Genomic DNA, 18,049 nt, shown 5'->3' with positions numbered 1-18,049 from the left:
GCGGAGCCAGGCAAGTTTGGGGGCGACATCGTGCCGAGCCGGCACCGGACCTGCTGCGGCCCGGACCAAGAGCACGGCGGCGCGATCGTCTGCCGCCCGACGCCGTCCACGGCTCGTCGGTGCAAGTGGTTCGGCCCTCGGCGCAGAGCCAGCGCATCATCAAGCCGGCGATCCACGTGCGTCTCGGCGCTCAGGCTCACTGCATGGCGCGCGAGCAGAGCGACGATTCCGAGCAGCCCTGGCGCATCGAAGAGCACGAGCTGCAGACCTGGGTCGAGGCCCCGTTCGCGGGAGATTTTCGCTGGCCGTAGACTCGCGGCGTCGTCTGATCTTTGGACCACGGAGAGACTCAGGGTGGCATTGGGTGCTTAATGGTTGCGACGATCGGAGATGCACCTCTGGAACGCTTACACAGGCGAGTGTGAATTTTCGAGTTCGTGAGTCGTGAGTTGTCAGTATGCGAAGAGCATTGATAGCGGTTGGGCCGAGTGGTAGGCATACTTTGTACCGGTGCCAAAGTGGCCGGAGGACCAATGTAATGCAAACTACACACTCGCGTCGTTCAAGTCGGACTGGATTCGTCGCATTGGCTGTCGGATTGGCCTCAGCTGTGGCCTTGTCAGCGTGCATCGAGGACGAGGGTTCGTTGGGGGCGGACTTGGTGGAGGACGAAGACCTCGAGAACCTGGGAGACATTGAAAACACCGAAAACATCGATATTGACGGCGAATCACCCGATGAAGTCGACCATGGCGACGCCCGAGACGACGCAGGGACCCCTGCCGAGCCTGGGCCGGCCACGCCAGACTCGATAGATGCGCCCAACAACGACGTCACAGTCGGGTTGCTATGTTCGCAGAACAATGACTGTCACGAATATTGCGACTGTGTAGGGGGCACGTGCGTGCCGGACGGCTTCGGGCCTCCGCCTGAAGGCGACGTCTGCAACACACCGCCTGTGCGTACTTGTAACTCGAGCGCCAATTGTCAGAGCGGCTGCACCTGCTCTGGGGGCATCTGCCAGTCGGTCTTCTCGCCCTACAGCGAAACGTGTCACTTGCCGCCACCAGACACGTATGAGAACGACGATACTTGGCAGAAATGGAAGGCCTACACCGGCAGCCCCCAAGTGCACAATCTGCACTCGACGACGGACGAGGACTGGGTTGCCGTGTACTTCGCGGTTGCGGGAACCTATCGTTTCCAGACGACCGGACTCTCGGTTGGCACGGACACCGTGCTCGAAGTCTACGCATATGCCAACGGCGGCAAGGGCGCGCTCGCCGGTTCCAACGACAACGTCGGGGGAGCGTGGTGGGATCCCAACAGCAAGGGCTCACGGGTGACCCTCGGGGTGCCAGCCAACTCGTCGTATCTCATCCGGGTCGACAACAAGTCAGCGTCGAGCATCTACCGCGACTCGTACGAGTGGCCGAGGTACACGCTCCAGGTCGTGAGTCAGTAGGACGCTCGGACGCGCATGGCCTTGGCCGCGAGCCCGCTGACGATGTGGTGTATCCTCCGTCGGCGGTCCAGCGGTCGAGGAACTCCGTCTTTTCGTACGCAGATGGTTCAAGAACGCGATCGGCTCGGGATCCCGAGGCTCACGGCACTCGAGCACGAGCTCGGGAAAATCGTGGGCCGTGGGCAGCGTCGGGCTTCGTCCCCGCCGCGTCGGGCTCGGCCTTCTGCCGAGGCGAGCAGCCGATCGACAGACCGCAGATGAGCACGAGGAGGACGACGCGAGGCATGAGCGGGTCGCTTGCGGAGTATCCCATCGCGTCCCTACTTATCGACCTCGGGATCGTGAACCAGCTCGGACGCATGAACCCCAATCCCATCCGCGAGCTTGAACAGCCAGTCGAGGTCAGCGTCGCGCTGGCCGGCCAGCACCTCGAACAGCTCGCGGCGATCGATCCCCGCCCGATCCGCGACCACCGTGAGCGGAGTGTGGCTCTGCTCGGTCAAGCGACGCAGATTGAGCGTGATCAGCTCGTGGAGCGGACGCTGGGGCACGACCGAGCGATCGTACACCACCGGCCGCCCCACACCGTTCCGCCAATTGTGAGCTCCACCAACGCGGCTGAAACCACCCGCGCCGCCTGACCGCCGCGAGCTGCTCGAGATAAACCCCAAGCGCGGGCCGACGCGCGGGGTCAGCCGCGAGCGCCGACCGCAGGACCGCGAGCAGCACGGGCGGCACCTGCCGATCTCCCCGGCCAGGCTCGAGCATGGCGCCGTCCCGGGCACGCTCGACGAGCACCATCGTGGCCGCGGAGACGTCCGCGCCCGACGGCGGGTCACCAAAGGGCGGCGTCCCGAACAGACAGGCCCACGTGGCACAGCCGAGCGCGAACACGTCGCCCGCCGGCCCGCGCTGGCCGTCGGCGAGCTCCGGCGCGATGTAGCCGGGCGTCCCCGCGATCCGCCCCCAGCGACCCGCCGAGCCCGCGAGCCCGAAGTCGCCGAGCTTGGCGACGCCCGCCCTGACCAAGACGTTCTCGGGCTTGATGTCCCCGTGCACCAGACCAACCTCGTGGATCGCGGCGAGCCCGGTGCCTGCCTCGATGATCCGGTCGAGCACGTCAGGCCACCGCTTGCCGACGCTCCACGTCTTCATGTCGGCGTCGCACAGCTCGAGCACCGAGTACAGCCATCCGTCGTGGTCCCCGAACTCGAGCACCCGCAGGATGTTCGCGTGGTCGAAGCGAGACATGGTTCGCACTTCGGCGAGCGCAGCCAAGATCGCCTGGTCGTCGCTGGCGTGGTGGACCTTCAGGGCGACCTCGCGCGCGAGCAGTTGGTCGACGGCCGCGAACACCGTCGAGCACCGGGTCCGCGCCAGCATCCCCAGCAGCAGATACCGGTGCTCGGGCTTCGCGCCGAGCAGCTTGTCCGCGACCAGCGGCACAGCCCCGCCGACGCGCGCAGCGACAATCTCCACGATCCGCAGCGCCCGAAACCGACGAGCGTCCGCGGTGATCGGACCCCACGATTTCGGCTCACGCTCCCACCATGATCCGTTCCGAGTTTGCGGCCATGACTCACCCAATGGAAAGTCACTTTGTTTCTCGCTCGCTGAAGTCGCCATTTAGTATTCATTCGTGATAGGTGTATTGACGATGTCGATCACGAGGCAGCTCTGCGTGGGGCCGGCCGAGTTTGCGGCGCTCAATCGCCAGCTCGTTGCATTCTTTCGGCGCCGTGGGCCGGTCACGTGTGACCCGAGTGATCTCGCCGCAGACACCTGGATCGCGGTTGTGAGGTGGTACAGGGGCGAATGCTCATTACGGCACTTCGCGTTCGTGGTCGCTCGCGGCATGGTCAGCGCGGCGTGGCGAAAACGGCGGATCATCACGACGTCCGCGTCCGACGAGGAGCTCGGCGACTCGGCAACAGCCGAAGGGCCAAGCCTCGATAGTCTGCTCATGCTCGCGGCGCAGCACGAGGCAATGGAGCGCGCCCTCGAAGATGTGACAGATCCATACCGCGATGCGCTGGTGTTGTGGCTGGAGGGTCTGGACAATTACCAGATCGCGGCTGAGCTCGACATCGCCTACAACACCGTGCGCTCGCGTATGAGCCGGGGTAAGGCTCAGCTGCTCGCCGCGATCGTCGGCACAGTGGAAGATGAGATCAGCTGATCCACGGTGGCGGTCGTCGAGCGGTCTCGCGCGACCAGGCGATCATTCGCCTGCGCGGTTGGTGGGCGCCGTCGCGAAATGTGTTGGTGTGCATGAGCGGGTTAGTCCGCCCCGTCGTGAAGCGTTCCCGATCAAGTCGGAGTTCCCTCACGCTCGGTCCGGCGTCGGGCCTCGATCTCGGCGCTCACCATGGCGATCGCCCGATGGACGCGGGTTCGAACCGTTCCGACATCGATCCCCTCCGCCTCAGCGAGCACGCGGGGGTCCTCGTCGCGCAGCCGGCTCTCGAGCGCCTGCCTGTAGCGGGTCTTGATCGCGGCCATGGCCGCGCGAAACAGCGTCGAACGTTCGTGCATCGTCGTGCACTCCTCGGGGCTCCACTCGTGCCGGACCCACCAAACGTCCAGTGGCGTGCGGGTGCGGGCGGGTCGACGCCGCTTCGCCTTTTGATGGTTCATCAGGCGGTTGTGGGCGATGACGAACACGAACGACCGAAACGAAGCGGGTCCGGTCGACCCGAAGCCCTGCAACTCGAGCGCAACGATCTCCAGGGTCTGCTGGGTCAGATCGTCGACGTCGGACGCCTCCACGCGCTTAGCGAAGAACGGCAGCAGCTCGACCCGGAGTTGCCTGAATAGATGCTGTTCTGCCCCGGGCTCGCCTCGCTGTAGGGCTCGCAGCAACTCATCGAGTGCCATCGACGCGGAGGGTACACCAGGAGGTTCCGACACATCGGTCGGATGGAGGTCGCACATCTTCACGCTGCTCGGGCTTGGTCGAAAGACCAGTTCGATCGCTGCGCCGACAGATCGCTCGGATGCCGACCGCACATCCTCCCGCCGCGCTGTTGTACGATGGGCCCCCCCGGATTCTCCGATTGTCGCGGGACGATCCAGCACGTTCCCACTCTGATCGGTGGGCAGAGCTCGCGGTTGCAGTCGACGCGGCTGCGAGCGCGCGCGACGACGACGCATCGACACCCGGGGTCCCGTTTGGTCGCTTCGAGCTGCTCGAGCAGATCGGTGACGGTGGGATGGGGGTGGTGTTCCGGGCGCGCGACACCAACCTCGGGCGTGAGGTCGCGCTCAAGTTGTTGAACCTCGCTGGCGATCAGGCGGAAGCGGCGGTGCTTCACGAGGCCCAGTGCTTGGCCAAGCTCTCGCACCCCAACGTCGTCGCGCTGTACGACACGGGGAAGGTCGGCGACGAGCTGTTCCTGACGATGGAATTGGTCGCTGGCATGGACGGTAGGGCGTTGTTCGCCAGGTTCTTGCCGACCTGGCAGCAGGCTATCGAGATTTTTCTCGGTGCGGGTCGAGGACTCGCAGCGGCGCACGCGGCCGGCATCGAGCACGGAGACTTCAAGCCCGAGAACATGCTCGTCAGCCAGGATCGGCGGGTTCGCGTCGCTGACTTTGGCGTGGCTCGGGCGCTGCGGGATCAGATCAACGCGGGCGACGACAACACTGCTGGCCGGGAAGAAACCGGCGGGCGCGGCACCGTGAACTACATGGCGCCCGAACGGCTGCGCGGTCGCCGCGGGGACGCACGGTCGGATCAGTTCTCGTTCTGTGTCGCGCTGTGGGAGTGCGTGTACGGGGGGCGCCCGTTCGTCGGGGAGACTCGAGCGGAGTTGCTGACGGCGATCGAGCTGGGGATGCTCTGGTCAGACGAGCCGCTTCGGGGGGCGCCTCGTCGGTTGCGGAAGGTGATCGAGAAGGGGCTGTCGCCCGAGCCCGTGAATCGCTGGCCGGACATGGGGAGCCTGCTCGAGGCGCTCACCGAGATCCGCAAGGCAGGCGAGCGTCGTCGTCGTCAGCTGCGAGCGGGGCTGGTCGCGTCGGGGCTGGCGGTGGTGTGCTCGCTGGCGACGGCGGTGGTGATCGAGCAGCGTGCACCTGGGGACGGGGCGCAGTTCGTCAGCGATGCGCGGATGAGCTGGTCTGCGCACACGGCCATCGCTGCGGCTCGTGGGGGGGACGTGGCGGGTGCGTTGTCGCGGCTGGAGTCGGCCGAACAAGCTGAGCGCAGCCAACCGTCATCCCACATGCTCGCGCTCGCCAGCGAGCAGGTCGCGCTCGAGTTCGAGCGGCGGTTGCTGTTCCCGGACGCTGTGCTGGCGTGGCATTTGACGATCATGTTTGCCCGCGACGAAGACGACCGCGAGATTGAGCTACGGGCCTGGAATCGACTCGAGGACGCGGCCACTATGGCTCGGCAGGCTCCGCGTTGAAGCACGTCACAGTGCCATCCTCGTTGCAGACGCCGTCATGACACCAGTAGATTGTCCCCTGGCAGACGCCGCCTGGCCAACACGGCCCACCAGTCTCGCAACAAATCGTGCTTTCTAACGGGTCGTCGTGCGGTTCATATTCGGCGCAGAATCCAGCTGCACAAGCGTCGTCGACGGGTACGTAGGCAGACACCTGCCCAATTTGAGGATCCACGATCTCCCCATAGATCACACTAAACGCCCGCGACCCCGACGGACACGGCGCTGTCCCCTTGATCCTGCTGGTGTTGCTGCTCGGGTAGTAGCAGACGTCCGCGAGCAGCTTGGGCACGTTCGCTGGCGTGTACTCGCAGGCCCCCGGGACGGACGTGCAGAGGTAGCGGTACTCGGCGTCGGCCGTTGAGGGGATGGCGATCAGAACCAACGTGAGCAGTGTGAAAACGGTCCGGTGGCGCATGGACCCGAGACTACTCCCGGGACGACTTCGTGTCTGTCTGGGAACCGGGCAGAACATTCCAACTCTCGGACGCCAGTGTCAGCGACGAGGTCGCATGTTCGCGGCAGGAACCAGTGTGAGCGCACCGATAGCGGTGAGCAGGATGAACGCGGACGTGAAGGAGCCGCCGCCGTGAGCGACTGCCACGGCCAGCCCGATGGCTCCAAGCGCGCCGCCGAGGCGCTGCACGATGTTGACGAGCGTCGCTGCGTCGCCCATTCGCTCGGCGCTGACTGACGCGTAGGCTGCCGTCATCGCGGGCATCTGCGCCAAGGCCAGGCCCATGCCCCGCGCGACCAGCAGCAGCGTGAGCAAGCCGCGAGAGGGCGGCTGCGGGGCGAGCAAGGGGGTGGTGGTGATGACCAGCAACCCGACCCCGACGAGGCTGACCTGGCCTGCACCGAGGCGATCGCTGAGCGATCCGGCCACCGGTAGAATGAGCGCGCTGCCAAGCCCCATCGCCAGGAGAATCAGCCCGGTTTCGGCCAGGCTCCGTTCTGCTACCAGCTGAAGGTACAAGGGCAAGATCAGAAGTCCGCCATACATATTTGCCCCGGTGAGCCCGGTGGTAGCGGTCGCTGCCGCGAAGGTCTTGCAGCGCAAGAGTCGGAGGTCGATGAGCGGATGACTTGCGTCGAGTGTGACAAACACGAAGCCGACGATCATCACGCCCCCGACGACGATCGCCGTGACCGCCGTGGTCGTAGCTCCGGTCGAAGCGGCCTCGGCCGCACCAAACAAGAGCAGCGGCAGCCCGAGGCCGAGCATGGCGAGCCCGCCTCGGTCCAGGCGCCGATCGGCGTCCGTCGAGCCGACAGGCACGAGTCCGCGAGCCGCAACCAGCGCGGCGACGCCGAACGGGATGTTGATCCAAAACAGCCAGCGCCAGGAGACGAATTCGAGAATCACTCCTCCAACCGCGGGCCCCACGGCGGGCCCGAGCGCGACGACCAAGCCGATGGTGCCCATGAGCCTGCCGAGTTGGTTCGGCTTGGCGACCGAGCCGAGCACCGCCTGCCCGGCGGGAATCATCAGCCCGGCGGCCAACCCTTGCACAAACCGCGCTGCGATGAGTGTTAGCGGGTCTGGGGCCGCGCCACACGAGGCGGACGTGAGGACGAAGGCGGCCAGCGCCGCCCTCCATACCCGACCGTAGCCGTACCGGCTCGCCAGCCAAGCGGTGGCGGGGAGCGAGACGGTAAGTGCGATGAGGTACCCCGAGGAGACCCACTGCACCAAGGACAGCGTGACGGCAAAGTCGGCGCGTACCGACTCCAGCGCGAGGTTGGCCACCGTGGAGTCGAGCATCGCCATGAGCGCGCCCGCGCCGGTCACGGCGGCGATCTTCCAGGTCTGCGCAGGGATGCCGGGTTGGGTCGCCGCTGGTCGCGTTCGCTGATGCATGGTTCCGGCTCCTTTGTCGTGTCGCACGTGGTCTAGTTATGATACATCTGTATCATAACTCAACCGCGTAGGCTTCGGGTCAACAGCCAATGCCGAAGATCGTCGATCACGAACAGCGTCGCGCGCGGATCCTCGAAGGGTTGGTCCGCGTGGCTGGACGCCGGGGGATCCACGCCGTGACGATGCGCTCGGTCGCAACCGAGGCAGGGGTTTCGCTGCGCTTGGTGCAGTACTACTTCCAAACCAAGGCCCGGCTCATGCACGCCGCGCTGCTGGACCTCGAGCGCCAGAGCCACGAGAGGTGGGCCGCCCGTCTGGCCCGACTACCGCAGCCCCCGTCACCGCGCGCGTTCGTCGAGGCGTTCGTCGACGAGGCGCTGCCCAGCGACGAGGACAGCCGCGTCTTTCACCTGGTCTGGACCTCCTACGCGGTGCTGGCGATGACGGATCCCGAGCTCGCCGAGCAGCCCTTCGTCGATGGACCCAATCAGCTCGAGCGGCAGCTAGTCGACGTGTTGAAGCGGGCGCAGGCGGACGGACTGCTCGCCGGTGGTCTCGATGCACGGCTCGAGGCGGCGCGCTTGCTGACCCTCACCCATGGATTGGGCACGAGCGTGTTGATCGGCCAACGTACCGTGAGCGCGGCCACACGGGTGCTGCGCTACCACCTCGACCACCTGTTCGGCCGATCCGACCGGGCTCAGCCGACCACGGCGAGCACATCGATCTCGTAGATCGTGTGGGTCCAGACCGCTGTGGTCGATCGACTCGGCATCGGCAACAGCAACAGCTCGCGGCGTGCGCTCAGGGCAGCACGCGAATGCTCGCCCGCACCAACAACCGCTCGGGATTCGGCAGCGCCACCAGGTTGACCCCGCAGCGAACCAGCGCGTCGTCAGCCATCCGGTGGGTCCACTCGTACGCCCGGGCCACGCCCGCCCCCGCTTCGCCCAGCAGCTCGGTGATCCGCAGATCCGATCGCTGCCCATCCGGCTGAACCTCGGGGTTGAGCTGCCGCATCTCCGCGCCCAGCAGCTGCCCCGGCGGCCACCCAAACAAGCGCGCGGCGTGGGCGTTGCTGTCGACGATCCGCTGGGTACCAACGTCGATGATCAGCAGCGCCTCGGAGGTGCTCCTGAACAGCGCGCGGTGGCGTGCCTCACCGTGGTCGAGGTGGTCGAGGTACACGAAGCGGGTCACCGCGTCGGCCAGGCGGGCGCCGAACCGGGCGAACAGGCGCGGCTCGTGGGTGAACGAGCGCGCGCGCTTGCAGTCGTGGATGCCCATGAACCACGCCGGGCCGAGGCGGGGCTGGACGACGAGGATCATCAGCGAGCGCACGCCGTGCTTGGCGGCCAGGCTGTCGGCCGGGATCGCGTGGGCGTTGGGGCCGGCGGCGAACACCTCGTTGGTGTCGCGGGCGGTGGCGATCGCGGCGTCGCTGAAGGCGTCCTCTTCGAACACGGCCGCGAGGTCCGCTCCCTCTTTGACCCGCGAATAGACGATCGGCCCCGACGGAGCGCCGCGCTCGATCGGGATGAAGAAGCTCAGGAAGGCGCGCTCACACCCAAAGATGTCCAGGAAGCTGTCGACCGCCTCGTGCAACATCTCGGCGATCGAGTCGCCGTTGTCGACGATCTCGTCGACGATCTCGATCGCGGCGAGGATGGATTCGGCGTCGGACGGCAGGATCGTGTCGGGTGCGTTCATGGGCCGGGCGCGAGCGAGAGCATATCAGCCCTCGCTCGACCATCGCGACGCGCCATCCTCGAGGTCAGGTCACTCGGGGCTCTCGGCCTTCTTGAACTTCTTGCAGCGCGAGTCCTGAGCGAGCAGCGAGGGCACCTCGCGGATGTAGTCGCTCGCGTTGTTGGCCGCGTAGAGATCCTCGGCCTGCTGGGCGTGGACGCACACGGCGTCCTTGTCCCGCTTGTACTTGGCGACGGCCGCCAGACCCTCGTGGGCGGCGCCGTCGAGCAGCGGTGCGGTGCCGTCGAGCGCGGCTTCGTACTCGGCCTGGGCCTGGTCGAGGCGCTCGGGGTGCTTGATCTGGGTGTCTTCTTCGCCCTCGCCAAACGCCTGGTTGAGGTGAGCCTCGGCCAACATCAGGTGGTTGAGGCTCTTGTAAGGCCCGCCGAGCGCGAGCGCGGCCTCGAGCTCGGTCTGGCCGGTGGCGGCCTCGTGCACGCGGACCAGATAGGTCGCGTGGGCGATCGCCGCGAGCTGTTGGACCTCCACGTCACCGAGGCGCTCGCCGTCCTGCACCGCCTGCTGCGCGGCCACCTTGGCGTCTTCGGGGACCGCCTCGACGGCGGCCAGGGCCAGCAGCGACCCGGCCATGGCGTTGGCGCGGACCTGGGTGTCGGACGTCATCGTGTCGCGCAGCTCCGCCGCTGACGCGGCGACGGCCTCGTACTCACCTTGCAAGTAGCGCTGGTAGAGCGACGAGATGGCGGCGGGATCGGGATCTTGGGGAGGCAGCGGCTCGACCTCGGGCGGCTCGGGCTCGGGGTCGGCGTCGGCGTCGCCCGTCTCGACGTCGTCGGGTTGGACGGTCGGTTCCTTTTTGCAAGCCGGCGCGACGGCCAGAGCTGCGAGGGTGAGCAGGGAGATCAGCGTGGTGGGGAGTCGCGTGTTCATGGTGTCTGTGCGTCGGGTTGGGGGTCGTCGGCGTCGCTTGCTGGCTCGGCCGCTGGTGCGGGCTTGGCGGGCTTGGCGGGCTGGGCGTGTTGGGGCCGCTCGACCACGCGCACCTGGATCTGTCCAAGTCCGCCGAGCATGCCACGCAGCACCTGCCCGGCTGCGGGCTGGGGTTGCTCGAAGATCATCAGCTCGCCCACGACCTCGACCCGGTCACCGAGGTACAGCGCGATCGTGTCGTGGGGTCCATGGTCTTCGCGCGGGGCGATGACCCGCGCGGCCTCGAGCTGCTCGAGACCGACCACGCCGCTGTCGTCACTCAACAAGATCATCTCTGCCGCGATCGCCGTGGCCCGCGAGGACTTGGCGCGGTTTTGATAGACGCAGGCGTGCGCTCCGGTACCGAGCGCGCCCTCGCCCTGCTGCAGGGTGCCGACGAGGTGGACCGCGCCGGCCTTGGCGGCGGCGATCGTGCTGATCGGCAGCCGCTCGAGCTTGGCCACGTGCAGGTCGAAGTCGGGCTTGCGGCGGATGCCCCGGCGGCCCCGCTTCTTGCGCATCACGGAGTTGGTCACGACCATGACCCCGACCGCCAGCGTGATCAGCAGGGCGACCTTGGCCCACGGCGCGTCGAGCAGCCAGTTGATGTCTTGGTCGCCGTCGGGGACCCGCTGGCCGCCGAGCTCGGGCGGGCCCCAGGACAAATTCGAGGCCAGACGAGCGCCGAGCCACGCCGCTGCGGTTGCCACTGCGATGGGAAGCTGCATGGGCATCACGGCTACCAGTACGCCTCGACCAGCATCAGGGTGAATTCGAGCGAGCCGGTGTCCTGGCCGTCCTCGACGACCTCGCCGACGAGCAGCGAGCGACCGATCTCGCCGGGCTCGATCCGCTCGACCCGCTCGCCGAACAGCCTTGGACCATTCTTGAAGTCGACTCGCGGCATCGCGCCCTCGATCGGGACCGAGCCCGTGTTGGTCATGGTCACGACCCAGCGGATCCGGCCAAGCCAGATCTCGGGGCGGCCCTCGACGGCCAGATCCAGCATCGGCCCGATGTCGTAGGCCCGGTTCGGCCGGCCCTCGTGGATGCGCGGCAGCAAGCGCATGCGGCTGCCCTGGTAGTCCATCTGGACCAAGAACTCGCGCATCACGTTGAGGCCCAGGAGCCCGCCGGTTCGGTCCGTGGCACACGAGTCGCAGACCGAGACCAGCAGGCCGGGGATCCGCACGTCGCCCAGGATCAGGGCCGGGAGGTGGACCATTCGCGACTCTCGCAGCCCGCTCGCGGTGTTGAACTCGAGGCTGGGGGCGTCGTCGGGGATCTCGATGCCAAGCTCGTGAGCGGTCGCCGAGGTCAGCGTGGTGTACGACGCGCCGGTATCGAACAGGTAGTCGACCTGCTTGGTCAGGCCGCTGGGGCCCTCCAGCTCGAGCGACAAGAAGATCGCGGCGCCCTGCTCGGTGAACGGCACGATGATGTCGCGGTCGAGGGCCACCCGCGTGTTCTCGAGCACGGGCTTTGGAAACTCGCCACCGCCGGGGTCGATGTTGTCCGCGGCCTCGTGCCCGAACGCGCTGAGCTTTCGCGTGGCCGAGTGGGCGTCGCCGAGGTGCCCTTGGACGATCCACTCGCAGCTGCGCAACGCGGTGCCGACCAGATCGGGGATCAGCAGCACCGCGATCGCGAGCGCGCTGGCGTTCCAGGCCCCGGGCAGCCAGGTCATCGCGAGCTTGATGTGCTTGGGTTGCTCGTGGTGCTTCCAGGCGGCCAGCGCCAGCGGAAGCCCGAGCGTGAGCGCGAGCGCGAGCAGCCAGCCCCAGGTCGGATGCCAGTCCTCGTTTGCGCTGCGAGCCAGCGAGAACACCGTGAGCAGCGTGACGACGGTGACCACCAGCGAGATCAAGCCGAGGAGCACCCACCCGAGCCCAGCCACGACCGCGTCGAGTGTGGAGTCGAGCGACGTCGGCTTGCCTGGGGGCCGGGACCGAGGATCCGCGGCGATCCGCGGTGTGTAGGGCTCGCTCAAGTGGGCGCCAATGTAGCAGTTCAGTCGACCGCTCGCTGCCTGTCCCTGCCGCAAACTCCACGTTTGCGGCCCACGGGCCGCTCCTTCCACCCCGTCGGCCTCCCCGCCAACGCCGCAACCGGGCTCGACACGATCCAGCAGCCCAGGTCCCCCGGCTGTGAACTCTGGTTGGCTGACGCAGTGCTTGCGCCTAAGATCCAAGCACCACGATGCCGGGGCCTCCCAGCGCCAAGCCGCCGATCTTCAAGATCGGGTTCGAATCCTACGACGACTTCTTGGTCGAGTATGGCGATCACCTTCGCAAGGGGGTGTTGATGTTGCCCGCCGAGATGGGGCTGGGGCCGGGCCAGGACGTGCGCATCAAGCTGGTGTTGCCCAACCAGAAGGTGCTGTACCTCAAGGGCAGCACCCGCGAGCACAGCGCTGGCGGCTACCGGGCACAGGGGGGCCAAAAGCCTGGCTCCGACGAGATCCAGGTCCAGCTCGCCACGTTCTCGGCCGAGCAGACCCAGGCGCTCGAGAGCTGCGTCAGCGGAGCGATCTCGTCGGAGGCCAAGCCGAACACGGTCGAGGACGTCGGCCCGATCAACCTGCTGTTGGTCGACGACTCGGTCGGCGTGCGCATCGAGCTTGGTGACGCGCTGCGGGATCGCGGGCTGCGGGTTCGTGTCGCGGAGAATGGACTCGTCGCGATCGCGGCCGCTCTCAAGCGCCCACCCGAGATCATCTTGTCCGACGTCGAGATGCCGGTCATGGACGGCTGGACGTTCCTGCGCATGACCCGAGCGCGGCAGCGCCTGGCCCACATCCCGTTCGTGTTCTTCACCCGGCTGACCGACGATCTCTCGCGTCTGCAGGCCTATCGCATGGGCGTCGAGGACTTCCTGTCGAAGGACACGGGCGCCGACGAGGTGCTCGCGCGGCTCCACGGGGTCCTCGCCCGCCACAAGAACCGGTCGATCCCCGCCGCCACGAGCGCGCTCGGGCAGGGCGGCCAGGGGCTGCGCGGGGACCTCGAGCACGTCAAGCTCGGCAGCTTGATGTCGTTCCTCGAGTCCGAGAAGCGCAGCGGTCGGCTGCTGCTCGACAACGGCCGCGATCAGGCGGTGCTCGAGATCAACCGCGGCTCGCTCGCGGGCGTCGAGAACCTGGGCAACTACTCGCACGCGCATGATCGGGTGTTCGAGCTGCTCGACTGGCCGACCGGGAACTTCGAGTTTGCGCAGACCGACGACGGCGACATGCCCGAAGCGGCGGGCGAGCTGACCCAGCTGACCTACCTGCTGATGGAGCACGCGCGTCGGGCCGACGAGGCCGCGAACCTCCAAGACGGTCCACAACACGGTCAAGACGAGTAGCCGCAGACCAGGCGGCTCGCGCGGGCCTACGCCAGCTTCGCCGTCACCCGCAGGCGGAACAGCGCGCCGGGTCCGTCGCTGTCGAGGTACTCCAGCGAGCCGTCCATGCCCTCGGCCAGGCCCTGCGAGATCGCGAGCCCGAGCCCGGTGCCCTCGCCGGCGCTGCGGGTGGTGAAGAAGGGCTCGAACAGGCGCGGCCGCACGTGCTCGGGCACACCGGGGCCATTGTCGCGAACATCGATGGCCAGGGCGTCGTCGAGCAGCCGCACCCGCACGCGGACCTTGGGCTGATCGCCCTCGCCCTCACGAGCGGCCCGCGCGGCGTTGAGCACCAGGTTGATCAGGATCTGCTCGACCAGCGCAGGATCGGCCAGGGCCTCGAGCTCGGGATCCCCGGCGACCTCCAGCGTCACGCCAGCGCAGCGGGGGTCGGCGCGCAGCAGCGTGACGACCTCTTGCGCGCGCGCGACCACACCGAACGCGAGCGTGACCTTCTTGGCTGGCTTCGAGTAGTCGAGCAGCTGCGCGACGATCGTCTGGATGCGCTGGGTCTGGGCTTGCACGCGGACCAGCAGATCGCTGGCGTCGGCGCCGAGCTCGGGCTCGCCGAGCAGCAATTCGGTGTAGCCAACGATCGCCGCCAGCGGGTTGCCGACCTCGTGCGCGACCCCGGCGGCGAGTCGCCCGATCGCGGCCAGACGCTCGGATCGCTGCAGCCGCTCGCGCGCGCTCGCGAGCGTTGACTGCTGCTCGCGAAGCGAGGCCGTCATGTCATTGAACGCGAGCGCGAGCTCGGCGAGCTCAGCGGGGCCTTCGGTCGGGGCCTCGACGTCGAGCTCGCCCCTCGCGACCCGGGCGACCGCAGCCTCGAGCGCCCGCGTGGGTCGCAGCACCTGCAGCTCCAGCAGCAGGCCGCCGAGCACCAACAGCAGCACCCCGACGCCGACCGCGACGATCAACATCTCGCGCCAGTCGTGGCTGCGGGCCCAGGGCGAGTGCTCCGCGATCATCCGCAGGGACACGCGCTGACCGTCGCGGCTGGGGATCGGCTCGTCGATGATCAGCATCTGGTAGCGGTCCAGCAGCTGATCATCAACGCGCGAGCCCAGCTCGGTCGGGGGGTCTGGGAGCCCATCGAACCCCGCGTGGACGCCGACGCTGGCCAGCTGCTCGAGCGCGTCGTCGGTGCGCACGCGGTGGACCTCGTAGGACACGCCGAGCTGCGCGGAGGAGTCGTGGAGCAGCTCCTCGAGCGAGTCGCGCTGAAAGTCACCGTTGCGAAACGAGCGGGCAGCGAGCATGGCCAGCCCGCGGGCGTGACTCTGCAGTCGCTCGATCTCTTGCTGATCATGACGGCGCTGGCCCAGCCACTCGGCGGTGAACGAGAGCGAGACCACGGCCATGACCAGCACGATCGTGAGCATGGCGATCAGCTCGACCCGCAGGCTGTAGCGACGCTTGCCGGGGGGCTCGGCCACGCACCTTTATATGCTCCCTGCGGCGATCCTGCACTTTGCCGGGCCGATGGCCGCCGAATCCCTCGCGTGTGGGGACGATCACTCGCAGGCGCGAGACCGCCCCAACTTTTGGATTGCTCCTGGACGGCTTGGCAGGGCACACATAGCCACGCGTTGCTTGCGCTATGGCTCCGAGGCGCGATCCCGCGCCGCTTTTTGTGGCAGATCGCGCTGTCAATATCAACGAAGTGCCAACTAGCAGCGCGAGCAGCGATGCGATAGCAGCGCACCGTGCTGCCGTTCGAACTCCCCGACTTTTACATGCCGTATCCGGCGCGTTTGAACCCGCACCTCGAGGGAGCCCGCACCCACTCCAAAGCATGGGCCTACGAAATGGAGATCCTGGTCGGGGAGCAATCTGATGCTCCGCCGATCTGGGATGAGCGAGTATTCGACGCCCACGATTACGCCCTACTGTGTGCATACACCCACCCAGACGCGTCCGCATCAGATCTCGATCTGGTCACCGATTGGTATGTATGGGTGTTTTACTTTGATGATCACTTTCTCGAGATCTACAAGCGTACTCAGGATTACGAGGGCGCAAAAACCTATCTCGCCCGGCTGTCGGCGTTCATGCCGCTCGACGGCTCGACGGTGAACGAGACCCCGACAAACCCGGTCGAGCGGGGATTGCTCGATCTCTGGGCACGCACGGCGCCCAGCATGTCGCAGGCCTGGCGGGCGCGATTCATGGAAGCCACGGCCCACCTGCTCGACGAGTCGCTGTGGGAGCTGGCCAACATTCGCGAGAATCGGGTCTCCAACCCAATTGAGTATATTGCGTTACGTCGCAAGGTCGGCGGCGCGCCCTGGTCGGCGGGCCTCGTCGAATATGTGGTCCGAGGTGAGGTGCCCGCGGCGGTCGCAGGCAGTCGAGCAATGTGCGTATTGCGGGACTCGTTCTCCGATGCGGTCCACCTGCGCAATGACATCTTCTCGTATCAGCGCGAAGTTCAAGACGAGGGCGAGAACGCGAACTGTATCTTGGTGGTCGAGCGGTTCTTGGGGGTCGACACCCAGACCGCCGCTGACCTCACAAATGATCTGCTGACCTCGCGGCTGCAGCAGTTCGAGAACACCGCGTTGCTCGAGGTGCCCCCCTTGGCCGACGAGCACGGGCTCGACCCGCTCGAGCGGCTCGACATCTTCAAGTACGTCAAGGGCCTGCAAGACTGGCAGTCGGGCGGCCACGAGTGGCACATGAGGTCGAGCCGCTACATGAACGAGCGGACCGGCGGGTCGGCGGCGATCGGCGGGGATCTGAGCGGTCTCTTGGGTTTTGTCGTGACGCCCGGCGCGCTCGGGCTCAGCCGGGTCAAGAGCTACACCCATGTGCCGTTCAAGCCGGTCGGGCCGGTGGCGATCCCGAACTTCTACATGCCGTTCTCGACCTGGGTGAGCCCGCACCTCGACGCTGCGCGGGCCAACTCGAAGGAGTGGGCGCGGCGCATGGGCATGCTGATCGCGCTCCCCGGCGTCCCCGGAGCGAGCATCTGGGACGACCACAAATTCGACGTCGCCGACGTCGCGCTGTGCGGCGCGATGATCCACCCAGCCGCATCCGCCGAGCAGCTCGATCTGACCTCGTGCTGGCTGGTCTGGGGCACCTACGCCGACGACTTCTTTCCGATGTTGTTCGGCAACGCGCGCAACATGGCCGGCGCCAAGCTGTTCAATGGCCGGCTCGCGTCGTTCATGCCGCTCGACGGCGCGCCCATGCCGATCCCCACCAACCCGGTCGAGCAGGGCCTCGCTGATCTGTGGATCCGAACCGCCGGCCCGATGACGGAGAACGGGCGTCAGCAGTTTCGCAAGGCGGTCCTCGACATGACCGAGAGCTGGCTGTGGGAGCTGCAAAACCAGATGCAGAACCGGGTGCCGGATCCCGTCGACTACATCGAGATGCGTCGCAAGACCTTTGGGTCGGACCTGACCATGAGCTTGTCGCGGCTGGCGCTCGGCGACCAGATCCCGCTCGAGCTGCTCGCGACTCGCACGATGCGCGAGCTCGAGAACTCCGCGGCCGACTTCGCTTGCTTCACCAACGACATCTTCTCCTATCAAAAGGAGATGGAGTTCGAGGGCGAGATCAACAACTGCGTGCTGGTCGTCGAGCACTTCTTGGGCTGTGACTCGGTTCGCGCGGTCGAGGTCGTGAATGAACTGATGACCGCCCGCGCCCAGCAGTTCGAGCGCATCGTCGAGGTCGAGATCCCGGCCCTGGTCGAGGACTTCGAGCTCGACAAGGACGCCAGCGCCAAGCTCGACGGCTACATTGACGGGCTGAAGCAGTGGATGGCTGGGGTGCTGCGCTGGCACGCCGCGGTCGACCGCTATAAAGAGCCCGAGCTGCGGGCCAGCTCGCCCCCACACGGGTTCCTCGAGCGCCTCGCACGGAACAGCGGGCCCGCCCTGGTTCCTCGGGCGCCTGCACCCAGCGCGCCCGCGAACGGGAAGCTGATCCCCGCAGGTGCCACGGGGCTGGGTACCTCCGCGGCGCGGCTGGTCGAGGTGCTCGGCCAGGCCAAGGCGCCGGCTCAACCCAGTGCCGCGGCGACCAGTCCCGCTGTGACCAGTCCCGCGGCGAGCAGTCCCGCGGCGACCCCGACTTTCGCCCAGGGGCCGACCGGCCTCGGCACCGCTGGGGCACGAATTGGCCCCGCTTAACTTGTCGCGCTCGTAGAGCGCTCGGCTGCGTCCCATTTGTTCGACCACACTGACCGAG

General features: G+C 67.1%; 15 protein-coding genes. 7 read left to right on the top strand and 8 right to left on the bottom strand.

The window, feature by feature from the left end:
* The first annotated feature begins 125 nt into the window (after positions 1–125).
* Both ENSA7_RS34590 and ENSA7_RS34585 read left to right on the top strand, forming a co-directional pair.
* A complete protein-coding gene (locus ENSA7_RS34590) occupies positions 126–311 on the top strand; it encodes a hypothetical protein (RefSeq protein ID WP_146158481.1) in 186 nt (61 codons plus the stop codon).
* Between the two features lie 818 nt (positions 312–1,129).
* Positions 1,130–1,465: a hypothetical protein gene (locus ENSA7_RS34585; protein WP_146158480.1), complete on the top strand. Its 336-nt coding sequence runs from the start codon at positions 1,130–1,132 to the stop codon at positions 1,463–1,465.
* A gap of 402 nt (positions 1,466–1,867) precedes the next feature.
* Here ENSA7_RS34585 and ENSA7_RS34575 read toward each other — a convergent pair whose 3' ends face one another.
* Positions 1,868–2,944, bottom strand: coding sequence for a serine/threonine-protein kinase (locus ENSA7_RS34575; RefSeq protein WP_181234402.1), 1,077 nt, complete (start codon positions 2,942–2,944; stop codon positions 1,868–1,870).
* 178 nt (positions 2,945–3,122) lie between these two features.
* On the opposite strand from ENSA7_RS34575, the gene ENSA7_RS34570 reads away from it, so the two are divergent.
* Positions 3,123–3,644: a sigma-70 family RNA polymerase sigma factor gene (locus ENSA7_RS34570; RefSeq protein ID WP_146158479.1), complete on the top strand. Its 522-nt coding sequence runs from the start codon at positions 3,123–3,125 to the stop codon at positions 3,642–3,644.
* Positions 3,645–3,775: 131 nt separating this feature from the next.
* On the opposite strand, the gene ENSA7_RS34565 is transcribed toward ENSA7_RS34570, so the two are convergent.
* A complete protein-coding gene (locus ENSA7_RS34565) occupies positions 3,776–4,342 on the bottom strand; it encodes an RNA polymerase sigma factor (protein ID WP_181234401.1) in 567 nt (188 codons plus the stop codon).
* A gap of 179 nt (positions 4,343–4,521) precedes the next feature.
* Between ENSA7_RS34565 and ENSA7_RS34560 the strand changes: the two genes are divergently transcribed.
* A complete protein-coding gene (locus ENSA7_RS34560) occupies positions 4,522–5,877 on the top strand; it encodes a serine/threonine-protein kinase (protein ID WP_181234400.1) in 1,356 nt (451 codons plus the stop codon).
* 535 nt (positions 5,878–6,412) lie between these two features.
* On the opposite strand, the gene ENSA7_RS34550 is transcribed toward ENSA7_RS34560, so the two are convergent.
* A complete protein-coding gene (locus ENSA7_RS34550; RefSeq protein WP_106093679.1) occupies positions 6,413–7,777 on the bottom strand; it encodes a DHA2 family efflux MFS transporter permease subunit in 1,365 nt (454 codons plus the stop codon).
* A gap of 89 nt (positions 7,778–7,866) precedes the next feature.
* Here ENSA7_RS34550 and ENSA7_RS34545 point away from each other — a divergent pair, with 89 nt between their 5' ends.
* A complete protein-coding gene (locus ENSA7_RS34545) occupies positions 7,867–8,511 on the top strand; it encodes a TetR/AcrR family transcriptional regulator (protein WP_106093678.1) in 645 nt (214 codons plus the stop codon).
* 70 nt (positions 8,512–8,581) lie between these two features.
* Here the strand turns inward: ENSA7_RS34545 and ENSA7_RS34540 are convergent, their stop codons facing one another.
* The 4 genes from ENSA7_RS34540 to ENSA7_RS34525 all read right to left on the bottom strand — a co-directional run bounded on the left by ENSA7_RS34540 (position 8,582) and on the right by ENSA7_RS34525 (position 12,446).
* Positions 8,582–9,487: a PAS domain-containing protein gene (locus tag ENSA7_RS34540; RefSeq protein ID WP_106093677.1), complete on the bottom strand. Its 906-nt coding sequence runs from the start codon at positions 9,485–9,487 to the stop codon at positions 8,582–8,584.
* A gap of 69 nt (positions 9,488–9,556) precedes the next feature.
* The gene (locus ENSA7_RS34535) at positions 9,557–10,417 is read right to left on the bottom strand and encodes a hypothetical protein (RefSeq protein ID WP_106093676.1); all 861 of its coding nucleotides are present in this window, start codon (positions 10,415–10,417) and stop codon (positions 9,557–9,559) included.
* The gene (locus tag ENSA7_RS34530) at positions 10,414–11,184 is read right to left on the bottom strand and encodes a hypothetical protein (RefSeq protein ID WP_146158478.1); all 771 of its coding nucleotides are present in this window, start codon (positions 11,182–11,184) and stop codon (positions 10,414–10,416) included. Before ENSA7_RS34530 ends, ENSA7_RS34535 begins: the two co-directional genes overlap by 4 nt.
* 11 nt (positions 11,185–11,195) lie before the next feature.
* A complete protein-coding gene (locus ENSA7_RS34525) occupies positions 11,196–12,446 on the bottom strand; it encodes a retropepsin-like aspartic protease family protein (protein WP_106093674.1) in 1,251 nt (416 codons plus the stop codon).
* 209 nt (positions 12,447–12,655) lie between these two features.
* Here ENSA7_RS34525 and ENSA7_RS34520 point away from each other — a divergent pair, with 209 nt between their 5' ends.
* Positions 12,656–13,804: a response regulator gene (locus ENSA7_RS34520; protein ID WP_106093673.1), complete on the top strand. Its 1,149-nt coding sequence runs from the start codon at positions 12,656–12,658 to the stop codon at positions 13,802–13,804.
* A 26-nt stretch (positions 13,805–13,830) separates the two neighbouring features.
* Here ENSA7_RS34520 and ENSA7_RS34515 read toward each other — a convergent pair whose 3' ends face one another.
* Positions 13,831–15,282, bottom strand: a complete 1,452-nt coding sequence (locus tag ENSA7_RS34515; protein WP_106093672.1) for a sensor histidine kinase — start codon at positions 15,280–15,282, stop codon at positions 13,831–13,833.
* Positions 15,283–15,552: 270 nt separating this feature from the next.
* Here ENSA7_RS34515 and ENSA7_RS34510 point away from each other — a divergent pair, with 270 nt between their 5' ends.
* Entirely contained in the window at positions 15,553–17,991 is a 2,439-nt protein-coding gene (locus tag ENSA7_RS34510; protein ID WP_146158477.1) for a family 2 encapsulin nanocompartment cargo protein terpene cyclase, read from the top strand.
* Positions 17,992–18,049 lie beyond the last annotated feature (58 nt).

Source organism: Enhygromyxa salina, from assembly GCF_002994635.1.
GTDB classification, from domain to species: Bacteria; Myxococcota_A; Polyangia; order Nannocystales; family Nannocystaceae; genus Plesiocystis; species Plesiocystis salina_B.
Note: the sequence above shows the minus strand (reverse complement) of the source record. Positions and strands in the feature narration are given on the sequence as shown.

Bases quoted from the DNA above. Each gene is read 5' to 3' on its own strand.
- ENSA7_RS34570 (WP_146158479.1), top strand. From the start codon at position 3,123: ATGTCGATCACGAGGCAGCTCTGCGTGGGGCCGGCCGAGTTTGCGGCG.
- ENSA7_RS34565 (WP_181234401.1), bottom strand. From the start codon at position 4,342: ATGGCACTCGATGAGTTGCTGCGAGCCCTACAGCGAGGCGAGCCCGGG.
- ENSA7_RS34550 (WP_106093679.1), bottom strand. From the start codon at position 7,777: ATGCATCAGCGAACGCGACCAGCGGCGACCCAACCCGGCATCCCTGCG.
- ENSA7_RS34545 (WP_106093678.1), top strand. From the start codon at position 7,867: ATGCCGAAGATCGTCGATCACGAACAGCGTCGCGCGCGGATCCTCGAA.
- ENSA7_RS34540 (WP_106093677.1), bottom strand. From the start codon at position 9,487: ATGAACGCACCCGACACGATCCTGCCGTCCGACGCCGAATCCATCCTC.
- ENSA7_RS34535 (WP_106093676.1), bottom strand. From the start codon at position 10,417: ATGAACACGCGACTCCCCACCACGCTGATCTCCCTGCTCACCCTCGCA.
- ENSA7_RS34530 (WP_146158478.1), bottom strand. From the start codon at position 11,184: ATGCAGCTTCCCATCGCAGTGGCAACCGCAGCGGCGTGGCTCGGCGCT.
- ENSA7_RS34520 (WP_106093673.1), top strand. From the start codon at position 12,656: ATGCCGGGGCCTCCCAGCGCCAAGCCGCCGATCTTCAAGATCGGGTTC.